Origin of the sequence: Klebsiella sp. OBRC7 (assembly GCF_000293135.1) — a bacterium.
Classification (GTDB): Bacteria; Pseudomonadota; Gammaproteobacteria; order Enterobacterales; family Enterobacteriaceae; genus Klebsiella; species Klebsiella michiganensis.
Genome location: NZ_ALNJ01000064.1, coordinates 1 through 23101 on the forward strand (window position 1 = coordinate 1; position 23101 = coordinate 23101).

22 protein-coding genes and 1 pseudogene are annotated in these 23101 nt (G+C 57.2%); 9 read left to right on the forward strand and 14 right to left on the reverse strand.

From position 1 onward, the window contains the following. Positions 1–1291, forward strand: a 1291-nt coding sequence (locus tag HMPREF1144_RS12690) for an aldehyde dehydrogenase (protein WP_009652988.1), incomplete at its 5' end; no start/stop codon positions are given. A 2-nt stretch (positions 1292–1293) separates the two neighbouring features. On the opposite strand, the gene HMPREF1144_RS12695 is transcribed toward HMPREF1144_RS12690, so the two are convergent. From HMPREF1144_RS12695 to HMPREF1144_RS31435, 3 genes are all read right to left on the reverse strand, one after another. After that, complete coding sequence (locus HMPREF1144_RS12695) at positions 1294–2550, reverse strand: putative acyl-CoA thioester hydrolase (protein ID WP_004850609.1); 1257 nt, start codon at positions 2548–2550, stop codon at positions 1294–1296. 80 nt (positions 2551–2630) lie between these two features. Beyond that, a complete protein-coding gene (locus tag HMPREF1144_RS12700; RefSeq protein WP_004850606.1) occupies positions 2631–3401 on the reverse strand; it encodes an alpha/beta fold hydrolase in 771 nt (256 codons plus the stop codon). Positions 3402–3472: 71 nt separating this feature from the next. Continuing rightward, positions 3473–3646 (reverse strand): GhoT/OrtT family toxin, encoded by a 174-nt coding sequence (locus HMPREF1144_RS31435; protein WP_004850604.1) that lies wholly within the window; start codon positions 3644–3646, stop codon positions 3473–3475. A 196-nt stretch (positions 3647–3842) separates the two neighbouring features. Here HMPREF1144_RS31435 and yncL point away from each other — a divergent pair, with 196 nt between their 5' ends. Further along, entirely contained in the window at positions 3843–3935 is a 93-nt protein-coding gene (gene yncL, locus HMPREF1144_RS31440; RefSeq protein ID WP_004101822.1) for a stress response membrane protein YncL, read from the forward strand. 52 nt (positions 3936–3987) lie between these two features. On the opposite strand, the gene HMPREF1144_RS12705 is transcribed toward yncL, so the two are convergent. Then, positions 3988–4227 (reverse strand): hypothetical protein, encoded by a 240-nt coding sequence (locus HMPREF1144_RS12705; RefSeq protein ID WP_370512452.1) that lies wholly within the window; start codon positions 4225–4227, stop codon positions 3988–3990. 604 nt (positions 4228–4831) lie between these two features. Here HMPREF1144_RS12705 and HMPREF1144_RS32630 point away from each other — a divergent pair. Then, positions 4832–4954, forward strand: a complete 123-nt coding sequence (locus HMPREF1144_RS32630) for a small membrane protein (protein ID WP_004138919.1) — start codon at positions 4832–4834, stop codon at positions 4952–4954. Positions 4955–5310: 356 nt separating this feature from the next. Here the strand turns inward: HMPREF1144_RS32630 and patD are convergent, their stop codons facing one another. From patD to HMPREF1144_RS12740, 6 genes are all read right to left on the reverse strand, one after another. Next, a complete protein-coding gene (gene patD / locus HMPREF1144_RS12710; RefSeq protein ID WP_009653000.1) occupies positions 5311–6738 on the reverse strand; it encodes an aminobutyraldehyde dehydrogenase in 1428 nt (475 codons plus the stop codon). A gap of 22 nt (positions 6739–6760) precedes the next feature. Beyond that, the gene (locus HMPREF1144_RS12715; RefSeq protein ID WP_004850598.1) at positions 6761–7567 is read right to left on the reverse strand and encodes an ABC transporter permease; all 807 of its coding nucleotides are present in this window, start codon (positions 7565–7567) and stop codon (positions 6761–6763) included. Next, the gene (locus HMPREF1144_RS12720; RefSeq protein ID WP_009652961.1) at positions 7557–8486 is read right to left on the reverse strand and encodes an ABC transporter permease; all 930 of its coding nucleotides are present in this window, start codon (positions 8484–8486) and stop codon (positions 7557–7559) included. Before HMPREF1144_RS12720 ends, HMPREF1144_RS12715 begins: the two co-directional genes overlap by 11 nt. A gap of 1 nt (position 8487) precedes the next feature. Continuing rightward, complete coding sequence (locus HMPREF1144_RS12725) at positions 8488–9498, reverse strand: ABC transporter ATP-binding protein (protein ID WP_004850595.1); 1011 nt, start codon at positions 9496–9498, stop codon at positions 8488–8490. 19 nt (positions 9499–9517) lie between these two features. Then, complete coding sequence (gene ydcS / locus HMPREF1144_RS12730) at positions 9518–10663, reverse strand: putative ABC transporter substrate-binding protein YdcS (RefSeq protein ID WP_009653071.1); 1146 nt, start codon at positions 10661–10663, stop codon at positions 9518–9520. 443 nt (positions 10664–11106) lie between these two features. Beyond that, positions 11107–12519, reverse strand: a complete 1413-nt coding sequence (locus tag HMPREF1144_RS12740) for a PLP-dependent aminotransferase family protein (RefSeq protein WP_004850592.1) — start codon at positions 12517–12519, stop codon at positions 11107–11109. 784 nt (positions 12520–13303) lie between these two features. Here HMPREF1144_RS12740 and HMPREF1144_RS12745 point away from each other — a divergent pair. The 4 genes from HMPREF1144_RS12745 to HMPREF1144_RS12755 all read left to right on the forward strand — a co-directional run bounded on the left by HMPREF1144_RS12745 (position 13304) and on the right by HMPREF1144_RS12755 (position 16234). Beyond that, positions 13304–14701 (forward strand): cytochrome ubiquinol oxidase subunit I, encoded by a 1398-nt coding sequence (locus tag HMPREF1144_RS12745; protein WP_009653009.1) that lies wholly within the window; start codon positions 13304–13306, stop codon positions 14699–14701. Then, positions 14701–15711, forward strand: a complete 1011-nt coding sequence (gene cydB / locus HMPREF1144_RS12750; RefSeq protein WP_004850589.1) for a cytochrome d ubiquinol oxidase subunit II — start codon at positions 14701–14703, stop codon at positions 15709–15711. Before HMPREF1144_RS12745 ends, cydB begins: the two co-directional genes overlap by 1 nt. Then, complete coding sequence (locus HMPREF1144_RS31445; RefSeq protein WP_004850587.1) at positions 15711–15836, forward strand: DUF2474 domain-containing protein; 126 nt, start codon at positions 15711–15713, stop codon at positions 15834–15836. The genes cydB and HMPREF1144_RS31445 overlap by 1 nt, the downstream gene beginning before the upstream one ends. A 164-nt stretch (positions 15837–16000) precedes the next feature. Next, entirely contained in the window at positions 16001–16234 is a 234-nt protein-coding gene (locus HMPREF1144_RS12755) for a DUF2554 family protein (RefSeq protein ID WP_004850586.1), read from the forward strand. Positions 16235–16245: 11 nt separating this feature from the next. Here HMPREF1144_RS12755 and HMPREF1144_RS12760 read toward each other — a convergent pair whose 3' ends face one another. Both HMPREF1144_RS12760 and HMPREF1144_RS12765 read right to left on the reverse strand, forming a co-directional pair. After that, positions 16246–18210, reverse strand: coding sequence for a peptidase U32 family protein (locus tag HMPREF1144_RS12760; RefSeq protein ID WP_042927693.1), 1965 nt, complete (start codon positions 18208–18210; stop codon positions 16246–16248). A 166-nt stretch (positions 18211–18376) separates the two neighbouring features. Further along, positions 18377–18989: pseudogene (locus HMPREF1144_RS12765) on the reverse strand (helix-turn-helix domain-containing protein). A gap of 179 nt (positions 18990–19168) precedes the next feature. Here HMPREF1144_RS12765 and HMPREF1144_RS12770 point away from each other — a divergent pair. Next, positions 19169–20335 (forward strand): benzoate/H(+) symporter BenE family transporter, encoded by a 1167-nt coding sequence (locus HMPREF1144_RS12770; protein WP_004850580.1) that lies wholly within the window; start codon positions 19169–19171, stop codon positions 20333–20335. On the opposite strand, the gene HMPREF1144_RS12775 is transcribed toward HMPREF1144_RS12770, so the two are convergent. Continuing rightward, on the reverse strand, positions 20315–21181 hold the full coding sequence (locus tag HMPREF1144_RS12775) for an AraC family transcriptional regulator (RefSeq protein ID WP_004850577.1): 867 nt from the start codon (positions 21179–21181) through the stop codon (positions 20315–20317). The genes HMPREF1144_RS12770 and HMPREF1144_RS12775 overlap by 21 nt on opposite strands. A 183-nt stretch (positions 21182–21364) precedes the next feature. On the opposite strand from HMPREF1144_RS12775, the gene HMPREF1144_RS12780 reads away from it, so the two are divergent. Further along, the gene (locus HMPREF1144_RS12780; protein ID WP_009652966.1) at positions 21365–22282 is read left to right on the forward strand and encodes a DMT family transporter; all 918 of its coding nucleotides are present in this window, start codon (positions 21365–21367) and stop codon (positions 22280–22282) included. Between the two features lie 75 nt (positions 22283–22357). Here HMPREF1144_RS12780 and HMPREF1144_RS12785 read toward each other — a convergent pair whose 3' ends face one another. Further along, positions 22358–23026: a DUF3313 domain-containing protein gene (locus HMPREF1144_RS12785; protein WP_004850573.1), complete on the reverse strand. Its 669-nt coding sequence runs from the start codon at positions 23024–23026 to the stop codon at positions 22358–22360. Between the last annotated feature and the right edge of the window lie 75 nt (positions 23027–23101).

Sequence of the window (23101 nt, forward strand, 5' to 3'; positions counted from 1 at the left end):
CGCTGCCGCCGGCGCGGCGTTCCCGCGGTGGCGCGATACGGTACCCGCCGAGCGCCGACGTCTCCTGCTGGAGGCCGCGGAAGAGATGCTGCGTCGTGAGGCGAAATTTATCGCCGCGATGGCGGCGGAAACGGGAGCCACCGCGCACTGGGCCGGTTTTAACGTTCATCTGGCCGCCGATATCCTGCGCGAAGCCGCCGCCCTGACTACGCAAATTGAGGGCCAGGTGATCCCTTCCAACGTGCCGGGAAACCTGGCGTTGGGCATCCGCCAGGGCGCAGGCGTGGTGCTTGGCATGGCGCCGTGGAACGCGCCATTAATCCTCGCGACCCGCGCTATCGCCACGCCGCTGGCCTGTGGAAATACGGTTATTCTCAAAGGCGCGGAGCTGTCACCGGCAACCCAGGGGTTGATCATTGATGCCCTGGCAGCGGCAGGCTTTCCCGCGGGCGTAGTCAATTATCTGACCTGCGCCCCCGCCGACGCGCCTGCGCTGGTGGAGTCTCTGATCGCCCACCCCGCCGTTCGCCGCATCAATTTCACCGGTTCGACGCCGGTGGGGCGGATAATCGCCCGCACCTGCGGCGAACATCTGAAACCCGCGGTGCTGGAACTCGGCGGCAAAGCGCCGCTGCTTGTGCTGGATGACGCCGATCTCGAACAGGCCGCGGCAGGCGCAATTTTTGGCGCATTCGCCAACGCCGGACAAATCTGCATGTCCACCGAGCGCATCATCGTCGACGTGACCGTCGCGGAAGCGTCTGTGGCGCAGCTGGCCAGACGCGCCGCCGCCCTGCCCGCAAGCCTGCTCGGCCCGGTGGTGGACATGAAGACCGTTACCCGCTGCAATGCCTTGATAGAGGACGCGCTGGCGAAGGGGGCGCGCCTGCTGGCCGGCGGCCTATCCGATTCGCCGCAAATGCGCGCCACCCTGCTTGATGGCGTCACCCGGGAAATGCGCATCTGGCATGAGGAGTCGTTCGGTCCGGTGAAATCGATTATTCGCGTTAAGGACGAAGCTGAAGCGCTGGCCGTCGCCAATGAAAGCGAATATGGCCTCTCGTCGGCGATATACAGCCGGGACAGCGCCAGGGCGTGGAACCTGGCGCAAAATCTGCAAACCGGCATTTGCCACATCAACGGCCCCACCGTACATGACGAAGCGCAAATGCCGTTTGGCGGCTGCAAATCGTCAGGCTACGGCCGCTTTGGCGGACGCGCGGGAATTGCCGAGTTTACCGAGCTACGCTGGATAACGCTGCAAACGGTCCCGCGCGAACTCCCGTTTTAAGCCTAGGGCTGCCAGTGGTTATTGAATTCCCACAGGCGGTTGAAGGCAACATCATCAAGCTGCCGTTCTGCGGCGGTATTACCGCGGAACGGCCGGGCGGTGGTGGCCGCAGCGCCCCAGGGGGAAAGCCGATCGTAGCTTTGATCGATAGTACTGTTGACAATAAGCACCTGCCCGTTAGCGGTTTTACCCGCTAAATAACCGGTCTTCCCCGCCCCCTGATCCCAGGCGCGGCCCAGCTTCGCCTTGAAGCTGCCCTGATAGCCGCCGTCGCCGGTAAAGCGGCTATTCTTCACCAGAAAGCCGTATGGATTATCCGGCAACGTATTCGGCGCAAGCACATATGCCTCGGGCGAGCGGCGCGTTGAGACGGTGTGAAAATGGACGTTATCAAAAACGGCGTTCGCCCGGCCAAAGACGTAGTCCACATCCCCTTCGACGTAGCTGTCTTTCACATATACCCGGCTGATACGGTCGGTTACCGCCTCATTGCGCCGATTGCTGGTATTTACGTAGAGCGTGTCCTGACGTCCGAGCAGGCGGACGTTCTCCAGCTGCACGCGATCGCCGTCCGTCCGCAGCGCCACGCCCTGATGCGTTCCACCGTCTACGGTATCCAGCAGGCTATTGGCTACGCTGAGATTCAGCAGCTGAAAATCCGCGCTTTGCGACCAGACCACCGCCGCGCAGTTGGTGCCTATCGTCTTGCTGGTTCGCCCGGCGCACAGCGCATACTGATACCATGCCGGATCGCCTTCGCGGTATTGCTGTTGGCTATTTACCCGCTGGCGATAGCGCGCTATCGAGAACTGCGAGTCTATTGCCAGCTCAATTCTCACCTCTTCAGGACTATCTCCGGCACCGTAGAGGGTTATCGGCGGCGCGCCTTCAGGGATATAGACCGTCTCACGATAGATGCCCGGTTCGATGCGGATATAGATGCGCGCCTCCTGCGCCCCATGCTGGCCTATTGCTGCGTTAACCGCCTGCTGAATGCGGGTGAACGGCGCTCCCGACGGCGCCACACGCCACGCGCTCTCGGTTTGCGGGAGGTGAACTGGCGATGGCGACCAGGGGCCATCGGGGGCACTTAACGCGCCGCCTTGCGCAAAATAGCGCTCAATGGTGAAGGTTGCCGCTTCTGCCGCCGTAAGCTGGGGACGGAAGGTCGTCCCGCGCGGAGTTTGCGTCGCGCACCCTTGCAGAAGCAGCGGTGTAAAGAGTAAAGCCGAGATACCCAGGATAGTGATTTTTCGCATTTCACGCTCGCCATGAATAAAAGAAACCATACATCAAAATAAATGAAATATAGTTTCTTTTTGTATGCGGCGATCACGAATCAGGCTTCTGCCTCAATAGCGGAGTAAAAATCGGCCAGCGTACAGGCCAGCGCCGATGGGTTTTCCCACGCCATTGAGTGCCCGGCCTGGGGTATCACCAGCAGCGGGATCCCGGCGGCTTCGCTATCCGTCGCTTCCTGGGCCGGTAGCGAATCTTCACCGTATACCAGAGCCTTAGGACAGGATAAGTGGATAAAGCGGCTAAACCAGGAAGGATTAACGCCCTTCACGAGGCTGGTCGCGCCGCGCCACACCGCCCAGGGGGCGCTGTTTTGCAGACAGCCGGCCCAAGGCGAAGCGTCTGCGGACAGCATGTCGGCGTAGCCGCGAGCAATAAAGCGTTCTTCAGTTTGTTCGGCGATACGTCTGCTGTACATGCCGCCCCCGGGATAGAGATTAGGCTCGGCCACCAGCAGCGCCCGCACCCGTCCGGCGAGCCGCTCGGCCGCTTCAATCGCGACGCTGCCCCCCATGCTGTGGCCATAAAGATAGCAGCGCTCAAGCCCTAAGCGGTCCAGCAGCTCAACCACCACCCCGGCCTGATCGCCAATACGGTAGCCGAAGGACTCGGGTTTATCGCTGTAGCCGAAACCGGGTAAATCGACAAGAATCATTCGCCGTCCGGCCAGCGCCGGGTCGGCGGCAACGCGCGGATAGTCATAGGTCGAGGCGCAGCCCAGGCCGTGGATAAAAACAACAGGGTCGCCGCGACCGGGCAGGTCGAGCCAGCGCACAATAGCGCCAGCCTGAGAAGAGTAAAAACCAAGCATCGAAAAGGCTCCGTGAGTGATGACTGTTTTTTTATACAGTCATAACCAAGAGTGAGCCATCAATTTTTCCTTCAAAACAGGGAGACCAGCAGCGCCATGGGAAAACTGAACGGCCATGTCGCACCAATCAACAGCGCCGCCAGCAGGCGGATCCAGCGGCTCTCTTTCGTTAAGAACCAGCTGATTACCGCGCAGATGAAGCCCATAACTCCGTAAAAAATCAGCATTTTCTGGTATAACGTCATTTTTTTCTTCCTTCCCTGACTGGCATTTTCGCCGACCGCGATGCCTTTTCGCACCCCCAGAGTGCGTCAGAGATTATGGTATTTTAAAACAGGTAACAGGGTTAATTTCAGAAAAACGCCCGATTCGTCTTTGTCCGATAGCGCAAACTTTGAGCTCGTACTATAAATGTAGAGGCTTATTTATAAAGGTGGCGTTATGGATGTTTCCAGCAAAACCGTCCTTCTGATAAATGTCGGCGCGGCACTTGCGCTTATCGGCCTGTTATCCGTTCGTTTTGGTTGGTTTTAGCGATTTTACTCAGCAATGAAACCTAAAAAAGCAGCCCATGAAGGCTGCTTTTTTACGATTTGAAAGACCCCGGCTCCGCAGCAGACAGGGTCTTTTGCGCGGTAATCAGCTTCTGGACGTCGGGATTCCAGACCGGCAAAAGATCGACTTTTTCACTATCCCATGCGGCCGCCATGCAGACCGGTTCCGCGACGCCCAGCTCTTCACAGCCCATAATCTGTTTGGCCGGAAAATTCCCGTAAAGCATCGCCGTGGCGCAGGCCACAAAAAGGAAACACGCTATTTTTTTCAAAACAATATCAACTTCGAAGCAACAAATTGCGCCGAATGTTCGCATGAGCGGCTATAAAAAGTCAAACCTGCGTCCTTTCTCTTATCGACGTCCTGGATATGCGTAATATTTAACATAAGCATTACAATTGCGCAGAATCTAAAGATTATCGCGCGTGAATAAATATCACCGGATTTATATTGCAGATCGCAGGCTTAATAATTTCATCTGCCGGGATCAATAACATGATTATTAATAGGGTTAATGCCGGACCTCAATATCATCGCGGCACGACCACCAACGCTTAAGGATACAGCTAAAAACAAAGGCGCTTTTCATACCGGTGGGGAATTGTTTACTGTTCTTTATACTCGCCTGGACGCGATGCCGGTATGCGATCATCATTATTAGCAGGTTCCAGCGCAGCCAGGATTGCAGTAGAATGAATCCATAATTAGAAATTACATATACATCAATAGATTACAACGAAAGCAAAAAGCCAGACATCCCCACCAGGTTTTAAATGATAAGAAATATCATTTGCGTTAGTTAGCACAAAATCATACATTCATAATCACAAGTTATACGAAACTTGTTTTTTACTCATTTATTTTTGAGGTGGTACATGTCCGGAATCGCCGTTCTCATTGTGGCGCTTATTTTACTTATTGCTGCAATTTATAATCTTTTTTCCTATGTTCGCGAACGTCGCCAGGCGAGTTTACCGAGCAAAAAAACAAAACGTTAGTCTGATAATCATTTTCGAAAAACCAGATGACTTGATACGTAACAAATTGATGACGCTACGATATCAGGCGCACTCGCAGTAACAAACCCGCAGCGACCGTACAACAAAAAGCCCCTGCATATCATGCAGGGGCTTACGAATCATTATCAATCGTTGCAGTGTCCCGTTAAGGGTGCATCCTGCACCCTGGGGGGTACCAGCCCCATCCGGCGCTTATCTCCGGCACTCATTATGGCTTAGCTCTTGAAGGGGCATGAGAATATTCTCATAAACCAGCGCTTCCGTTTTAGCATTTTTTGCTATGACTAACTATTAGCAGGGTAATCTGTCCGGTACGCGATTATCACGAACGCGTCCTATCCGTGCTTAATCATGACGTGCCGGATCGTGGTGTAATCCTCCAGACCGTACATCGACATATCCTTGCCGTAGCCCGAAAGCTTCTGCCCGCCGTGCGGCATTTCGCTCACCAGCATGAAATGGGTGTTAACCCAGGTGCAGCCATACTGCAGACGCGCGCTCAGGCGATGTGCCCTGCCGACGTCCCTGGTCCAGACCGACGAAGCCAGACCATACTGCGAATCGTTGGCCCAGCTCAGCGCCTGCTCTTCGTCATGAAATGAGGTAATACTGACCACCGGGCCGAAGACCTCGCGCTGGACAATCGCATCTTCCTGCTTCGCTCCCGCCAGCAGCGTCGGTTGATAGTAGTAACCGTTGCCTGGCGCTTTGCTGCCGCCGGTGACCACCTGAATATGCGGTAACGCGCTGGCGGCATCGACGGCGGCGCAGACTCTGTCCAGATGCGCCTGCGAGCTCAGCGGCCCCAGCTCGGTCGTTTCGTCTTCCGGCGGGCCCATCTTCAGGCTGGCGACCGCGGCGCCGAGTTTTTCCACCAGCTGGTCATAAATTCCGGCCTGGGCGTAAATCCGGCAGGCGGCGGTACAGTCCTGGCCGGCGTTATAGAATCCAAAGGTCCGTACGCCCTCCACCACCGCGTCGATATCCGCGTCATCAAAGACGATAACCGGCGCTTTCCCGCCCAGTTCCATATGCGTACGTTTAATCGACGATGCGGTATGGCCGATGATATGCGCGCCAGTGGCGATCGAACCGGTCAACGACACCATGCGGACCTTCGCGTGAGCGGTCAGCGGATCGCCGACCGTTGCGCCGCGGCCAAACAGCACATTAAGCACCCCGGCGGGGAAAACGTCTTTTGCCAGCTCACCCAGTTTGAGTGCCGTTAAAGGGGTGATCTCCGAGGGTTTGATCACCACGCAGTTGCCTGCCGCCAGCGCCGGGGCCAGTTTCCATGCCGCCATCATCAGCGGGTAGTTCCAGGGCGCGATGGAGGCCACCACGCCAACCGGGTCGCGGCGAATCATGGAGGTGTGGCCTTCGAGATACTCACCCGCCGCCATGCCCGGCAGACAGCGGGCCGCTCCGGCAAAGAAGCGGAAGACATCGGCGACCGCCGGTAGCTCATCGTTGACCACGCAGTGCAGCGGCTTACCGCAGTTGAGCGATTCAAGCTCAGCCAGCGCCTGCGCATGTTCAGTAATCACGTCCGCCAGCGATAGCAGACATTCGGCGCGGAACTTTGGCGTGGTCTGACTCCAGCTAACAAAGGCCCGATCCGCGGCCTCAACCGCAGCGTCTACCTGCGCCGCCGTGGCCTCAGCAATTGACAGGATCTCTTTACCAGTGGCGGGATTAAACACCGGCACGGTCTCGCCTTCTCCAGCCACTAACTTACCGTTAATTAAAAGGTTATTTTGCATAGCATTATCCTGTATCGATATTTTATTTTCCGTTTTCAGCGCTGACATCGCCGTCACGGGTGAGCCACCAGGCCCCCAGAATCGGCATCATCGTCACCAGCATCACCAGCAGCGCAACCACGTTGGTCACCGGGACATCGCGCGGGCGTCCGAGCTGATTGAGCAGCCAGAGCGGCAGCGTGCGCTCGTGCCCGGCGGTGAACGTGGTGACGATAATTTCATCAAACGACAGGGCAAACGCCAGCATGCCTCCCGCCAGCAGCGCCGACCCCAAATTGGGCAACACCACATAGCGAAAGGTTTGCCATCCCGTGGCGCCTAAGTCCATCGACGCCTCCACCAGGCTCCAGGAAGTCCGGCGAAAGCGGGCAATGACGTTGTTAAACACCACAACGACGCAGAACGTCGCATGCCCCACGACGATCGTCAGCAATCCGGGTTCCAGATTGACGGCCTTGAAGGCAGTGAGCAGCGCCAGTCCGGTGATAATGCCGGGTAGTGCTATCGGCAACAGCAGCAGTAGCGAGACGGCGTTTTTGCCAAAAAACGTGCTGCGCCATAGCGCACCTGCAGCCAGCGTGCCAAGTAGCAGAGCGATAGCGGTAGAGAGCGCGGCGATTTTAAGTGACAACGTCACGGCATCGATAATATCCCCGCGCCCCGCCGCCTCGCTAAACCAGCGCAACGTCAGGCCCTGTGGCGGAAAGCTGAAGGCGGCGTCTTCGGTATTAAACGCATAGAGCGCGATAATCAGCAGCGGGAAATGGAGAAAGATCACCCCTCCCCAGGTTGCCACTTTCAGGAGCAGCGGTGCGCGTTCAGAGTGCATCAAACGCTCCCAGACGTTTTACAAACGCCAGATAAAGGGCAATCAGCACGATAGGCACCAGGGTAAACGCCGCCGCCATGGGCATATTGCCAATCGCCCCCTGCTGGGAATAGACCATATTGCCGATAAAGAATCCCGGCGGCCCCACCAGCTGCGGCACGATAAAATCGCCGAGCGTCAGGGAGAAGGTAAAAATCGATCCTGCGGCAATGCCGGGGATCGCCAGCGGCAGCACCACGTAGCGGAAGGTCTGGCGCGGACGAGCGCCCAGATCGGCGGAGGCCTGAAGTAATGATGGCGGCAGGCGTTCCAGCGCGGCCTGCACCGGCAGGATCATAAACGGCAGCCAGATATAGACGAACACCAGGAAGCGACCCAGTCCGGACGTCGATAACGTATTGCCGCCAACCGCCGGGATCGTCAGCACCATGCTCAGTACGCTTTCCAGGCCAAGATGGCGCAGGAACCACTGCGCAACGCCATCTTTCGCCAACAGCAGCGTCCATGCATAGGCTTTGACAATATAGCTTGCCCACATTGGCAGCATCACGGCGATGTAGAAAAACGCCTTCATCTTGCCCTTAGTATAGTGGGCCATGTACCAGGCCATAGGCAAGGCCAGAATCGCGCTGGCGACGGTCACCGACAGCGCCATCGTCAGGGTACGGATAATGATGTCGTAGTTCGCCGGGTTAAACAGCGCCTGCAGATTGGCCAGCGTCAGGTCGTGAGTGACCGACATGGTGAAATCGTCGAAGGTGTAGAAGCTTTGCCATAGCAGGGTCAGCAACGACCCCAGATAGACAATGCCAAACCACATGAGCGGACCGAGCAGAAGCAAAAACAGGGCCAGCGAGGGTTTGCGCCAGAACAGCGCGGATACGCGCCCGGTGGTGGCGGTCGGAATCACCATCGTCATATCAGCCTCCGCTCTCCAGCGGCACCATCGCCGCTCGCGACCACGAAGCCAGCACCGTTTGCCCCACCGGCGGCGCGTTTAACGCGGCATGACCATCACTATTCGCCTGGCTCACCAACAGCTTCTCGCCATTCGCCAGCTTGAGTTCGACGCGGGTCGCGGCCCCCTGATACTGCACCGCCTGCACAACGCCCTCCGCCTGGATCTCCCCGGCAACGTTCAGCCGGATATGTTCCGGGCGCAGCGACCACGTTCCCGCCATCGCGCACAGCTTGTGCGCCTGCTCGCTGCTGAATACGTTGGCGGTCCCGACAAAGCCGGCCACAAACGCCGTTTTAGGCCGCAAATAGAGGTCCTGGGGCGCATCAACCTGTTCGATTCGCCCATTATTAAACACTGCCACGCGATCGGACATCGACAGGGCTTCGCCCTGATCGTGGGTCACAAAAATAAAGGTAATGCCCAGCGCCTGCTGCAGTTTCTTTAGCTCCAGCTGCATCTGTTCACGCAGTTTTAAATCCAGCGCCCCGAGCGGCTCATCGAGCAGCAGGACGCGCGGCTGATTCACCAGCGCGCGGGCGATCGCCACCCGCTGGCGCTGGCCGCCGGAAAGCTGCGATGGCCTGCGCGCGTGGACAAACGCGAGCGCGACCTTCTCCAGCGCCTCCAGCGCGCGGGCATGCCGCGCTTTCTTACCGACGCCTTTGACCATCAGCCCGTAGGCGACGTTATCGAGGACCGACATATGAGGAAACAGCGCGTAATCCTGGAACACCGTATTCACGTCGCGCTGCCACGGCGGCAGTTCGCTGGCCGCTTTACCAAAAATGCGAATGGCGCCGCCCGAAAGCTGTTCAAACCCGGCAATCAGGCGCAGGCAGGTGGTTTTGCCGGAGCCGGAGGGCCCCAGCATGGAGAAAAATTCGCCATCGCGAATGGCGATACTGACGCCGTCCACCGCCCGCACGTCGCCGTACAGCCGCGAAACATTATCGAACTCTACCGCGTGCATGTTCTTCGCCTCCGGCGACTTAACGACCGCCCATAATCGCAATGTAATCCTGGGTCCAGCGGCTATAGGGAACAAATTTCCCGCCTTCCGCTACCGGCGTTTTCCAGAACGCGATTTTGGCAAATTCGTTGTAACCATTGGTCTCGCAGCCTTTGTCCCCCAGCAGCGTGCTGGCTTTGCACCCCTCGGGTACCACCGGTAGCGAACCAAACCAGGCCGCGACATCCCCCTGCACTTTCGGCGTCAGCGACCAGTTCATCCATTTATAGGCGCAGACCGGGTGTTTCGCGTCGCTATGCAGCATGGTGGTATCCGCCCAGCCGGTAACCCCCTCTTTCGGGAAAACGGTCGCAATCGGCTGACCTTCCGCCTTCAGACCGTTGGCCTGATAGGGCCAGGCGCTGGAGGCCACGACGCCTTCGTTTTTAAAATCGCTCATCTGTACGGTGGTGTCGTGCCAGTAGCGATGAATCAGGGCGTGCTGATCGCGCAGCACCTTGAGTACCGCCTGATATTGCGCTTCGGTAAGCTGATAGGGGTCACTGATGCCCAACTGAGGCTGGGTGGCTTTGACGAACAGCGCGGCATCGGCAATATAAATCGGCCCGTCATAGGCCTGCACGCGGCCCAGGTTGGTTTTACCGTCCGGCAGGTTTTGTTTGACGAACACCACGCCCCAGCTGTCCGGCGGCGTCGGGAAGGTTTTCGTGTTGTACATCAGCAGGTTCGGCCCCCACTGGTAGGGAGTGCCGTAAACCTTACCGTTGACGTTGAACCACGCGCCTTTTTCCACGCGCGGGTCGAGGGACTTCCAGTTAGCGATCAGCGCGGTGTCAATCGGCTGCACGCGCTTGCCCATAATCAGGCGCAGCGAGGCGTCGCCGGACGCGGTGACCAGGTCATAACCGCCTTTCGCCATCAGGCTGACCATCTCGTCGGACGTGGCCGCGGTTTTAACGTTGACCTGACAGCCGGATTCTTTTTCAAACTGGGTTACCCAGTCGTAGCTTTTATCGGTCTGTCCCCGTTCGATATATCCCGGCCAGGCGATAATATCGAGACGGCCTTCACCTTTATCGAGAGACGTCGGCGGTTCGGCGGCCTGCGCCGTCAGGCAAACCATACCCAGCACGCAAAGGCTGCCACGGGCAATTTTTTTGCTCATCGGGTCTTACTCCTGTCACAAGAAAATGAGCGGCAGCCATGCCGTAAAAATATCTCCCTTAATAACAGTAGACGGCGCGCTATGGCCTCCCGGGGAAATTTATTCAGGTTGTGACAAGGGGCGCATTACGCACAAAACGTGCGACACGGGCTGACTTTGCGGATTATAGACAAGCGGTTAGCGAGTTAATATGACTATGCAAATTTCATATGGTTTACCGCGAAACAATAATAACCGGAATGATATTCAGCCTGGGTCAGCGGCATATTTTTAAGGAAAGGGATAACCGCTGGATATAAACAAAACCCCGGATAAATGAAAAAACCGTTTTCTCTGCCGCCGCGGTTTTTTGCCGGGTGGCGGCCGAACCGGTCAGGGATATTCTGCGCTTGCCCGGGCGCCAATAAACTTCCCCTGCCCGGGCAAGCGGACCGCCATCCCAGCTACGCCAGCATCTCGCGAATCAGTTCGCCCAGCCGCTTAACCCCCTGCTCCTCTCTTTCGCCCCAGCCCCACGCGGTATTAAAGCGAAAAAATGCGGTCCAGCTGGCGGAGGTGGAGAACATTTTCCCCGGCGCAATGCTGATATTATACGCCAGCGCGCGGGCGCTCAGCTCCCCCGCGTCGCTCCCGGCGGGGAGCTCGAGCCAGAGAAAATAGCCGCTGTCGCTATGATGGATTTTCACCTCCGCGGGCAGATGACGCAGCAGCGCCTGCCAGGCCAGCTGCTTGCGCTCGGCAAGCTGGCGGCGCAAACGCCGCAAATGGGCGTCATAGCGCTTGGTCGAGAGGTAATCCACCAGCGCCAGCTGCATGGGTGAACTGGTTGAGAGCGTGCTCATCAGCTGTAGCTGCTGAATGCGTCGGGCGTGCCTGCCCGCCGCCACCCAGCCAATGCGGAACCCGGGCACCAGGCACTTGGAAAAAGAGCTGCAGTGCAGCGTCATATCGTCGCGATCCCAGTACTTTGCCGGCAGCGGTTTCTCGCGGCCGAAATAGAGCTCGCTGTAGACATCATCTTCAATCAGCATCACCTTGTAGCGCGCCAGCAGCGCGACCAGCTGCGTTTTTTTCTCCGCGCTGAGGGTAAAGCCGAGCGGGTTTTGCCCGTTGGTCATCAGCCAGCAGGCTTTAACCGGGTAATTCTGCAACGCCTGCTCCAGCGCGTCGAGGTCAATGCCCTCTTTAACATCGGTCGCCACCGACAGCGCCTTCAGGCGCAGCCTTTCCAGCGCCTGCAGCGCCCCGTAGAAGCAGGGGTTTTCCACAACGACCCAATCGCCCGGTTCAGTAACGGCCTGCAGGCTAAGGTTCAACGCCTCCAGCGCTCCGGCGGTGATGACGATTTCATCCGGCGAGATATTCATTCCCTGCAGCGCGTAGCGGCGGGCAATGGCATGGCGGAGTTCATCATTCCCCGGCGGCAGGTTTTCAATCACGCTCATGGCGGTGGCGGTTTTGCTGACCTGCGCCAGAGAGCGGTTAAGCTGCGGCAGTGGAAACAGGCGCGGATCGGGAAAAGCGGAGGCAAACGGCAGCATGGACGCCTGACGGCTGGCCTGCAGCACCTCGAAAATGTAGGTGTTGATATCAACGGACTCATCGCGCGTCACCTGGGCGGGCGGCTCAGGCTGGCGCTGTTTGATCGGCTGCGGCGCGACATAATAGCCGGACTGCGGGCGGGCAATGATCCGGCCCTGGCTTTCCAGCAGCTGGTAGGCGTGACTGACGGTCATGAAACTCATCCCGCTGCTGACCACCTGTTCCCGCAGTGAGGGCAACCGGTCGCCGGGTAACCACACCCCAAGGCCAATCTGTTCGGTAATCTGCTGCGCCAGCTGCTGGTACTTTTTCATATAACAATCCGCAAGAAAATGTCAGCACAATTGTATATCAGTTTATAAAATAGGCCAGTGTTTATATACTGACCTATTTTCTAAGATTGGCATTGGCGATAGCACGAATTACTTACAGCTAAGCCTTTCGTTTATTGCTCATATATCCACCTGATGCAGAATATACTCAGGTGATTAAATGACAAGCTATTATTCAAAATAGCATAACTATCCCACTAACAACCAGTATCCAGAAAAAAGTCATAATTAACAAAACAGTACACAAGCTACGAAGTCCATTAGTCGACATAATCACATCCTCTGTAAAAAATAATCAATAAATACACTATCCAATAACAACCCATAAAATTACGGGCATGTATTAAACATATCCTTAACTCAGCGCTCAAATCACGCTGAGTTAAAATCCCAGATTAAAATCCACAGCACACGAAACCAGCGTTAATGAAGGCGTATGTGTGCGCGGTAAAAACGGTCAATTATTTTATTATAGGATTGATACACAACTTATGAATTATTCAGGATGTTTATACTTAGGTTTAAAATATAAATATCGCTTACCCAAAGGAACGTTTAAATACTGACTTGCAGCGCTAACGTCAAATTAAAATAACATACTATCCGCGGGTGTGAAATAGCTTGATTTTAGAAAAATAGGAATTATCACAAGAAACAGAAGCTTAAATCGACAACTGTTATAGATAAAAACAGGGTTTCTGTTCCTGCAATCCACCATGGTGGAGGCCTAGAATTGCGCTGAATCAATTTTATTGCGGAGTTTTGCATGTTCGGTCTTGATGCATTCCACCTGGCGCGGATCCAGTTCGCCTTCACCGTGTCATTTCATATCATCTTCCCCGCCATCACTATCGGGTTAGCCAGCTACCTGGCGGTTCTCGAAGGCTTATGGTTAAAAACGAAAAACCCGACCTGGCGCTCGCTCTACCACTTCTGGTCGAAAATCTTCGCCGTCAACTTCGGCATGGGGGTGGTCTCAGGTCTGGTCATGGCCTACCAGTTTGGTACCAACTGGAGCGGATTCTCCGAGTTTGCCGGGAGCATTACCGGCCCGCTGCTGACCTACGAAGTTCTGACCGCCTTCTTCCTTGAAGCCGGATTCCTCGGCGTCATGCTGTTCGGCTGGAACCGCGTCGGGCCGGGCCTGCACTTCTTCGCCACCTGCATGGTGGCGCTGGGGACGATAATCTCCACCTTCTGGATCCTCGCGTCCAATAGCTGGATGCAAACGCCGCAGGGGTTTGAGATCGTCAATGGCCAGGTGGTGCCGGTGGACTGGTTCGCGGTTATCTTTAACCCGTCGTTTCCCTACCGTCTGCTGCATATGTCGGTGGCGGCCTTTCTCAGCAGCGCGCTGTTCGTCGGCGCATCGGCAGCCTGGCACCTGCTGCGCGGCAACAACACGCCCGCCGTTCGCGCGATGTTCTCCATGGCGCTGTGGATGACGCTGATTGTCGCCCCGGTTCAGGCCATGATTGGCGATATGCACGGGCTGAATACGCTCAAGCACCAGCCGGCGAAAATCGCCGCTATCGAGGGGCACTGGGAGAATATCCCCGGAGAACCCACCCCGCTGCTGCTGTTCGGCTGGCCGGATATGCAGCAGGAACGGACGCGCTATGGTCTGGAAATCCCGGCCCTCGGCAGCCTGATCCTCACCCACAGCCTGGATAAACAGGTTCCCGCGCTGAAAGAGTTCGCGGCGAAAGATCGCCCTAATGCCACCATCGTGTTCTGGTCCTTCCGTCTGATGGCCGGCCTCGGCATGCTGATGATCCTGCTCGGCGCGCTGGCCCTGTGGCTGCGCTATCGCGGTCGCCTCTATCACTCCCGACCCTTTTTACGCTTTGCGCTATGGATGGGGCCATCGGGACTTATCGCTATCCTCGCGGGCTGGGTGACCACCGAGGTGGGGCGCCAGCCGTGGGTTGTCTACGGCGTACAGCGTACCGCAGATGCCGTCTCCGCTCACGGCGACCTGCATATGTCCATCAGTCTGCTGACGTTTATCGTCGTCTACGGTTCGGTATTCGGCGTAGGTTATAGCTATATGCTGCGTCTGATTCGCAAAGGGCCGCAGGACGCTCAGCCGCCTGGCACCGGTACGCCTGCCCGCCCGCTTTCCGCCGCAACGGACCATGTACAGCAGAAGGAGTCCTGGTAATGGGGATCGATTTATCGGTTATTTGGTTTGTCATCATCGTCTTCGCCACCCTGATGTATATCGTGATGGACGGCTTCGACCTGGGCATTGGCATTTTATTCAGTACCACGCGGGACGCGGCGGATCGCGACGTCATGGTGAACAGCGTCGCGCCGGTCTGGGATGGCAATGAGACCTGGCTGGTGCTCGGCGGCGCGGGCCTGTTTGGCGCTTTTCCGCTGGCCTATGCGGTAATTATCGACGCGCTGGCGATCCCCCTCACCCTGATGCTGATCGGGCTTATTTTTCGCGGCGTCGCTTTTGAATTCCGCTTTAACGCGACGCCATCGCACCGCCCGTTCTGGGATCGCGCCTTTATGGGCGGTTCGATTCTGGCCACCTTCACCCAGGGGATGGTCGTCGGCGCGGTGATCAACGGCTTCGCGGTCAGCGGCCGCAGCTTCAGCGGTGGGATGTTTGACTGGTTTACGCCGTTTACCCTGTTCTGCGGCCTGGGACTGTGCATTGCGTATGCGCTGCTGGGCGCCAGCTGGCTGGTGATGAAGAGCGAGAATGCGCTCCACCGCAATATGCGTGTGACCGCGCGCGGTTTGCTGCTGGCGCTACTGGCGGTGATTGTCGCCATCAGCATCTGGACCCCGCTGGCGCAGACGGCCATCGCCGAGCGCTGGTTTAGCTTGCCAAATCTCTTCTTCCTGCTGCCGGTACCGCTGCTGGTCGCGGCGATAAGCGCCTGGCTGTGGCGAGCGCTGCGCAACAGCGCCAGCCACCTGCTGCCTTTTGTCCTCACGCTGGGGCTGATCTTTCTCGGTTTTAGCGGGCTGGGGATCAGTATCTGGCCGTATATTATTCCACCGGGCATCACCCTCTGGCAGGCCGCCGCGCCGCCGCAAAGCCAGGGCTTTATGCTGGTTGGCGCGCTGCTTATTCTGCCGGTGATCCTCGGCTACACCTTCTGGAGCTACTACGTTTTTCGCGGCAAAGTTCAACACGGCGAGGGGTATCACTGATGCAACGAGTATGGCTTAAGCGCACGTTATGGATGGTGGTCCTGTGGGGAGGCAGCGTGCTGGCGCTGGCGGCAGTAAGCATGGGATTTCGGCTGCTGATGACGGCCGCCGGGTTAAAGGCCTGATCCGCCCGTCACGTTATTCGGCCCGATGGCGACACCATCGGGCTTTTTTTCGCCATCCGTCAGGCGATGCTGACAAAGCCTTTTCTGTTCTTTGATAACCGACGTAATAAGCTCACCCAGCCCCTGGCATAGTAGCCTCATTCGCCGATAGCATGGAAAAAGAGATGTTCAGAAGAAGCGTTTCAACATTACTGCTGGCGTGCGCCCTGTTTTCCGGGCACGTGCTGGCCCGCCAGCACGGACACGATTTCTTCCCGGTACAGAGTCTCGAACAGCAGTTACAGCACGAAGCCGATAGCGACGAGCTGCGCAGCCAGGCGGAAGACGCCGCCTCCGACCTGCGCGAGCAGCACCACTGGCAGAATGCGCGGAAACCAAAAATGCATCACTACCAGTAGCGATTTCGTTATCAGGCGCCCTTGCGTTTCGGCAGGGTTTTCATCAGCTCATCGGGACTCACGGAGGCCACGATGCTGCCCGGCAGCGGCATTTTCAGGATATGGTTTTTTATCTTACCGACCACGTGCATTTCGCATGGGCGGCAGTCAAACTTCAGCGTCAGCACTTCATCGCCGTGGATCAGCTGCATTGGCGTCGCTTTCCAGCTTTTAATCGAACCTTTGGCCTGTTTCGGACACAGGTTGAAGGCAAAGCGCAGGCAGTGCTTGGTAATCATGACCGGCACGTCGCCCTTCTCTTCATGAGCTTCATAGGCGGCGTCGATCAGCTGCACGCCGTAACGTTGATAAAACTCGCGCGCTTTGTGGTTGTAGACGTTAGCCAGAAACGACAGATGCGTTTCCGGATAGACCGGTGGCGGCACGGAAACAGGCTTACGGCTGCCGCGCACCACGGCCTTCAGACGCGCATCATCAAGCCTTTCCGCCGTTTCACGGCGCAGCTGGTTCAGCAGACTGTTTGGCACGAACAGCGCGCCGGGCAGCTTAATCTCAACGTTGCGTGAATAGTAAAGGGTCTGGCCGAGCTTCGCCACGCCATCGCGCAGGTTCGCCAGCGCTTTCTCCGCCTGGGTCGCCTCGGCAAACTCGCCATCCAGCGTGTGGGTGACGCTCACGCCCTCTTCGCTGGTCATCGTCAGGACCAGCTGTTCCTGCCAGCCGCTCAGTTCGATATCGACGGCGATGCGGCGCTCGCTGGAAGTTTTCAGCAGCGCCTGCTGCCAGTTATGATCGAGGTTGCGGTTTAACGGCTGGTGCGGACGCACTTTGTGTAAATCCGCGGGCATCTCGTTCGGCCATACGCGATAGCGGTTTTCGCCGGTTTTCTCCACCGTGTTGGCGCGAAAGCCGACGATTTCACGTTTGATCATCACGTTCAGGCCGTCGCCGTTGGTCAGCGTTTCGCTCACCTCAACGTCGAGAAAGTCTTTACCGACTTTCAGGACTTCCCCCACCGGCAGACCAATAAACTTCGGCGAGTCAAACGCGCCAATATCGCCTTTGCGCGCGTTGACAAAATAGTCGGTGCTGCCGCGATGGAAGGTCTTATCCGTTGACGGAACAAAGAAGTGTTCGGTGCGCCCCGCCGAGGCGCGGGCCAGGTCGCCGCGATCGTCAATAATGGCGTCGAGCATCTGGCGATAGTGCGCGGTGATGTTCTTCACGTAGCTCATATCTTTGTAGCGGCCTTCAATTTTGAAGGAACGTACCCCGGCATCGATCAGCGCGGCCAGGTTGGCGGTCTGATCGTTGTCTTTCATTGACAGCAGGTGCTTTTCATACGCCACTACGCGGCCCTGGTCATCTTTCAGGGTGTAGGGCAGACGGCAGGCCTGCGAGCAGTCGCCGCGGTTAGCGCTGCGCCCGGTCTGAGCATGGGAAATATTGCACTGGCCGGAATAGGCCACGCACAGCGCGCCGTGGATGAAGAACTCAATGGTCGCGTCGGTGTTATCGTAAATCGCTTTGATCTGCTGAAGATTCAGCTCGCGGGCAAGTACGATTTGGCTGAAGCCGACGTCGGAGAGAAATTTCGCTTTCTCAACGCTGCGGATATCGCACTGGGTGCTGGCGTGCATCTCAATCGGCGGAATATCCAGCTCCATGACCCCCATATCCTGGACAATCAGCGCGTCCACGCCGGTTTCATACAGGTCGGTTATCAGGCGCTGCGCCGGTTCCAGCTCATCATCATGAAGAATGGTGTTCAGGGTCACGAACACTTTCGCGCCGTAGCGATGGGCAAACGGTACCAGACCGGCGATATCGCTCAGACTGTTGCTGGCGTTGTGGCGCGCGCCAAAGCCCGGCCCGCCGATGTAGACCGCATCCGCGCCGTGTAAAATCGCTTCACGGGCGATCCCGGCATCGCGGGCAGGACTCAGTAGTTCAAGATGATGGTTTTGCAGGCGCATACGCTCGTCGTTATCCATTATAGGGGGTCGAAATGGCGGCTATTGTAGTCAGAACCTGGCGCAGACCAAAACATTTTCCATCGCCGCCGCGGAAGGAATTTTCAGTTTTTAGCAAAGCATTGAAGGAAAAGATATTTCCCAGAAAAAGTGCCTGAGGATAGAGTCATCACGTATTCCGGATTTTCCTCGTCACGTTGTGATTTGTTGTCTCAGTCATTTGCCTGGCCGCGAGTTTGCTCGCGGCTTTTTTATTTCGGGTAGTGGATCAGCGAATGGAAATGGGCAGTCTGCGCGCCGCTATTGCGATAGGCGTGCGCTAAATCTCCGGCGAAACGCCGCCCTTCTCCGGGCTGCAGCGATTGCCAGGTGTCCTGCAGGCAAAGATCCAGCACGCCGCTAATTACCACCACATGTTCGATAACCCCTTGCTCATGCGGCGTTGACTCACTCAGCGCGCCCGGGGCCAGGGTGATTGAGAAGTGATCGAAGCGCAGCACCGGGTCCCAAGGAAAAAGCGGCGTGACCACCATTGCCTGCTGCTGGGGATCAAATGCCGTCGGTTCACCTGCCTCATCGGCAACGATAAAGGCGGAAAACGGCACGTTAAGCCCGGTGGCGATTTTCCATAACGTCGCTACCGTCGGGCTGGATTCGTTGCGTTCAATCTGGCCCAGCATGGCTTTCGACACGCTGGTTTCTTCCGCCAGGCGCGACAGGCTCCAGCCGCGCTGCTGGCGCAGCGTTTTTAACGTTACCGACAGGTGTTGCGCAATATCCATTCAACCTCCCAATAATATCTGAAGGAATTATACGCACATTCACCTGATTCTACAGGGAATTGACGTATAGCGCTCGCCCGGGCTCCGCTATCCGGGTTTGGCGTTGCCGAAAAGCCAGTTGTGCGCTATAACGCACAATGCTAAATTATAGCGACCGTTATAACGCACAAGGCACATCCATGCGCACTTTTACTCTCCCTCTCCCGACTCTGTTGGCCGGCTTCGTTGCCGTACTGGTCGGCTACGCCAGTTCCGCAGCGATCATCTGGCAGGCCGCGGCGGCGGCAGGCGCCGATGCTTCGCAAATCGCCGGCTGGATGACCGCCTTAGGTCTGGGTATGGGCATCAGCACCCTGGCCCTCACCGTATGGCGAAAGGTGCCCATCCTGACGGCCTGGTCAACGCCCGGCGCGGCGCTGCTGGTCAGCGGTCTGCAGGGGGTCACGCTCTCCCAGGCGGTTGGCGTCTTTATTTTTGCCAACGCCTTAATCGTGCTTTGCGGCGTCACCGGCATCTTTGCCAGGCTAATGAAAATCATCCCTCATTCGCTGGCGGCGGCGATGCTGGCCGGTATTTTGCTGCGCTTCGGCATGCAGGCTTTCGCCAGCCTGCAGGCTAATCTGCTGTTATGCGGCAGTATGTTAGCCGTATGGTTACTGTGCAAAGCCTGGCTTCCCCGCTTCGCGGTGGTGGCCGCCCTGCTGACAGGGAGTGCGGTGGCCGGATTGAGCGGAGAAGTGACAACGTCACAAATAAGCTTCAGCATTGTCGCCCCTTCCTGGATCGCCCCTGAATTTACGCCAGCGCTGTTGATCAGCGTCGGTATACCGTTTTTCCTCGTCACCATGGCGTCGCAAAACGCCCCCGGCTTCGCCACCCTCCAGGCCTCGGGCTATCGGGTCCCCGCTTCAACGCTGATTGTCGCCACCGGCGGCCTGGCGCTGCTGCTGTCGCCCTTTGGCGTCTATTCGATCTGCATCGCTGCCATTACGGCCGCGATTTGCCAGAGCCCGGAAGCCCATCCGGACCCGCAAAAACGCTGGCTCGCGGCGGCAGCGGCGGGCGTTTTTTATCTGTTGGCGGGAATATTCGGCGGATCCATCACCTCGCTGATGTCAGCGCTACCGATGGCGTGGATCCAGATGCTTGCCGGGCTTGCGCTACTCGGCACCATCGGCGGCAGCCTGTTTCAGGCGTTGAATCATGAGAGTGAGCGCGATGCGGCGGTAGTGACATTTCTGGTCACCGCCAGCGGCGTGACGCTGGCCGGCATCGGTTCTGCGTTTTGGGGGCTGGTTCTCGGCGGCGTCAGCTACGTTTTGCTGTCAACGCTGCGCCGCGCGTAGCTGCGAGGGCGTCAGGCCGGTGGCGCTTTTCACCCGGTTGCTGAAGTGGCTGGCGCTGCTAAAACCGCAGGCCATGGCGATATCGGTTAACGGCAGCTGACTCTGGCTAATCAGCGCCTGCGCTTTAACCATCCGCCGCTGCATAACGTACTGATGCGGTGCCATCTTCATCGACTGGCGAAACATCCGCGCAAAATGGTATTCGCTTAACGCCGCTTCCTGCGCCAGATCGGCAAGGGTTAACGGCCGGTCGAGGTTCTCCTCAATCCATGCCAGCAGATTGCGCAAGACGTGCGGCGCCAGCCCGCCGGTCACCGTCGGTAAACGCCACTGAACGTTCGAATAGTGCTGAATCAGGTGAGTAAGCAGCAGCGTGCTGGCCGAACTCAACGTCAGCTGATTCGCCTGCTGCTGCCAGTCGTTGTCGAGGAGAAACTGGCGGTAGACGGCGGTGATTTTGTCATCGCTGGAAAACGTTTTCTCCTGCAGCGTGAACGAGGCCGGGCTGCGGTCCCAAATCTGCTCGCCTACCCGGCGCAGGTGTTCATCGGTGCAGTAGAGATGCACAAATGAGAGATCGCCGCGGATATCCCAGGTGCTCTCATCGCCTTTCGGCATCAGACAGAAACGGTCCGGCCCGCCGCCGTTTTTCCAGCCGTGGGGCGTTTTTTGGTAACTTTCGTAGCCATCGGCAATATACAGGCTCAGGGTGTGGTGGTCGCTTTGTACCGTAATGGTATCAAGATTGTTATACCACGCCGCCAGTTGAATACCGGAGTTGAGGTTCACCGTCCCCCGCAGCACGGCATTTTTTTGACGCAATGTTTCGAAAGTCCCGTAAGCCATAACCCTTCACACTTCTGATTCCGCAGATCGCTAGTCTATGAAGAGTCGCTGGCAGATACCAGCATTCCCCCGCCGCTGGCTAAAAATAAGCGCAAGAATTTGCAAGTCGGCAACAAGTAGATGACAGCGCCGCGCGGCGCCAGACCGCAAAATGATCGCGACAACACTCACAGGAGAGACATTTTGAACGCATTACTCTACGGGTTGGTCGTGGTTATCTGGGGCACGACATGGATTGCTATCTTTTTGCAGCAGGGGCCGGTTGCCGCGCCGGTGTCCATTTTCTGGCGCTTTGCCGTCGCCAGCGTCGCGATGCTGACCATTCTGCTGGTTACCCGTCGCCTGCGCCCGCTGGCCGCGCGCGACCATCTCTTCTGCCTGCTGCAGGGCTGCTGCGTCTTCTGTTTTAATTTCTGGTGTTTTTATACCGCCGCCGCGTATATCAATACCGGGCTGGAGTCGGTGATCTTCTCCATGGCGGTGTTGTTTAACGCGATCAATAGCTTTCTCTTCTATCGCCAGCAGCCTCCGGGCCGATTCTGGCTGGCCGCTGCGCTGGGACTGGCGGGGATCGTGACGCTATTCTGGGATGATTTATGGGCCAGCGGCCTGAACGCCTCGCTCCTGCTGGGTATTGCCCTCAGCGCGCTGGGAACCTATGGCTTTTCACTCGGCAATATGCTCAGCATCCGCCACCAGCGCCGCGGCCTGGAGACCTTGACCACCAACAGTTGGGCCATGCTTTACGGCACCCTGGTCATGGGCACCATCGCGCTGATACGCGGTGATAGCTTTGCCCCACAGTGGACGTTGAGCTATATGGGGGCGCTGCTATATCTGGCCGTGTTTGGCTCGGTGATTGCTTTTGGCGCCTATTTTACGCTGGTGGGGCGAATCGGCGCGGGTAAAGCGGCATACAGCACCCTGCTGTTTCCACTCGTCGCGCTGACCATTTCGACTTTTTATGAAGGTTACGTCTGGCATAGCAACGCCGTGGCCGGACTGGCGCTGATCCTGGTCGGAAATCTGGTGATGTTCGCTCGCCCGGAGCAGTGGCTGCTGCGGCGAAGACTGGCCTGGGTTCGCTCGGATCGCTGCTGACGCTCGCGCTACCCTCGAGGGGAAATGAAAAAGGCGCTATCAACCACTAGCGCCTTGATTAACGGATACGCCAGATTAACGGTTATTGGGGTCGAATTTCACCGCGTCAATCGCCATATCGTCAATCACCTGCTTCAGCGTCTCGACGGTGAGTGGCGTATTTTCGTTGGACAGGTTTTTGCCTTCGCCTTTACGGACCACTTTGATGACCGGCTTTTTGGTCGCCGCATCAATCAGTTCACCTTCAAAGTACAGGTTGGTATCCATGGTACGGTGACCGGTTGCCGCCTGGGTACCGGCGATAATCATCGCGACCGGGATCACTTCGTAGAACTGCAGGCCTTCTTTGCTGGAATCCACGCCGGTGATGGCGCCGCGGAAGATCAGGCTGCGCTTACCTGCGGTGGTGGCCAGCGGTTTACGCTCGGAAATAGCCTGTTTCATCTCTTTATTGGTGTAACTCAGGATATCGCTGAGCGCCTTCTCGCCCACCTGAGTGGTCGGTTTCGGTACCGGGTAGTAGGTGATTGGATTATAAACAACGTTGTCATAGTTGCTCGGATTGTAATCCGGAGAAATCCAGCGCAGTTCCGGTTTGCCGGACGCCGAGGTGGTTTCTTTTAAGTTAGAATAATCTTTTAAAAATCCCGAATATTGTTCCGGTTTAGCGATTTTAGATGAGCAGCCGGCCAATGCTAACAGGCCAGCGAGCGCGGCGACCTTAAAAAATAACTGAGTACGCATATAGGTTAATCCCTGTGAATACCATTTTCGGCAAGAGTTATAGCAAATAACAGGGGTAAGTTTTGTGGCAAAAAT

Bases quoted from the DNA above. Each gene is read 5' to 3' on its own strand.
- HMPREF1144_RS12755 (WP_004850586.1), top strand. From the start codon at position 16,001: ATGTTCAGAAGAAGCGTTTCAACATTACTGCTGGCGTGCGCCCTGTTT.
- HMPREF1144_RS12760 (WP_042927693.1), bottom strand. From the start codon at position 18,210: ATGCGCCTGCAAAACCATCATCTTGAACTACTGAGTCCTGCCCGCGAT.
- HMPREF1144_RS12775 (WP_004850577.1), bottom strand. From the start codon at position 21,181: ATGGCTTACGGGACTTTCGAAACATTGCGTCAAAAAAATGCCGTGCTG.
- patD (WP_009653000.1), bottom strand. From the start codon at position 6,738: ATGCAAAATAACCTTTTAATTAACGGTAAGTTAGTGGCTGGAGAAGGC.
- HMPREF1144_RS12745 (WP_009653009.1), top strand. From the start codon at position 13,304: ATGTTCGGTCTTGATGCATTCCACCTGGCGCGGATCCAGTTCGCCTTC.
- HMPREF1144_RS12720 (WP_009652961.1), bottom strand. From the start codon at position 8,486: ATGACGATGGTGATTCCGACCGCCACCACCGGGCGCGTATCCGCGCTG.
- HMPREF1144_RS32630 (WP_004138919.1), top strand. From the start codon at position 4,832: ATGTCCGGAATCGCCGTTCTCATTGTGGCGCTTATTTTACTTATTGCT.
- HMPREF1144_RS31445 (WP_004850587.1), top strand. From the start codon at position 15,711: ATGCAACGAGTATGGCTTAAGCGCACGTTATGGATGGTGGTCCTGTGG.
- cydB (WP_004850589.1), top strand. From the start codon at position 14,701: ATGGGGATCGATTTATCGGTTATTTGGTTTGTCATCATCGTCTTCGCC.
- yncL (WP_004101822.1), top strand. From the start codon at position 3,843: ATGGATGTTTCCAGCAAAACCGTCCTTCTGATAAATGTCGGCGCGGCA.
- ydcS (WP_009653071.1), bottom strand. From the start codon at position 10,663: ATGAGCAAAAAAATTGCCCGTGGCAGCCTTTGCGTGCTGGGTATGGTT.
- HMPREF1144_RS12770 (WP_004850580.1), top strand. From the start codon at position 19,169: ATGCGCACTTTTACTCTCCCTCTCCCGACTCTGTTGGCCGGCTTCGTT.
- HMPREF1144_RS12785 (WP_004850573.1), bottom strand. From the start codon at position 23,026: ATGCGTACTCAGTTATTTTTTAAGGTCGCCGCGCTCGCTGGCCTGTTA.
- HMPREF1144_RS12695 (WP_004850609.1), bottom strand. From the start codon at position 2,550: ATGCGAAAAATCACTATCCTGGGTATCTCGGCTTTACTCTTTACACCG.
- HMPREF1144_RS12700 (WP_004850606.1), bottom strand. From the start codon at position 3,401: ATGCTTGGTTTTTACTCTTCTCAGGCTGGCGCTATTGTGCGCTGGCTC.
- HMPREF1144_RS12725 (WP_004850595.1), bottom strand. From the start codon at position 9,498: ATGCACGCGGTAGAGTTCGATAATGTTTCGCGGCTGTACGGCGACGTG.
- HMPREF1144_RS12715 (WP_004850598.1), bottom strand. From the start codon at position 7,567: ATGCACTCTGAACGCGCACCGCTGCTCCTGAAAGTGGCAACCTGGGGA.
- HMPREF1144_RS31435 (WP_004850604.1), bottom strand. From the start codon at position 3,646: ATGACGTTATACCAGAAAATGCTGATTTTTTACGGAGTTATGGGCTTC.
- HMPREF1144_RS12740 (WP_004850592.1), bottom strand. From the start codon at position 12,519: ATGAAAAAGTACCAGCAGCTGGCGCAGCAGATTACCGAACAGATTGGC.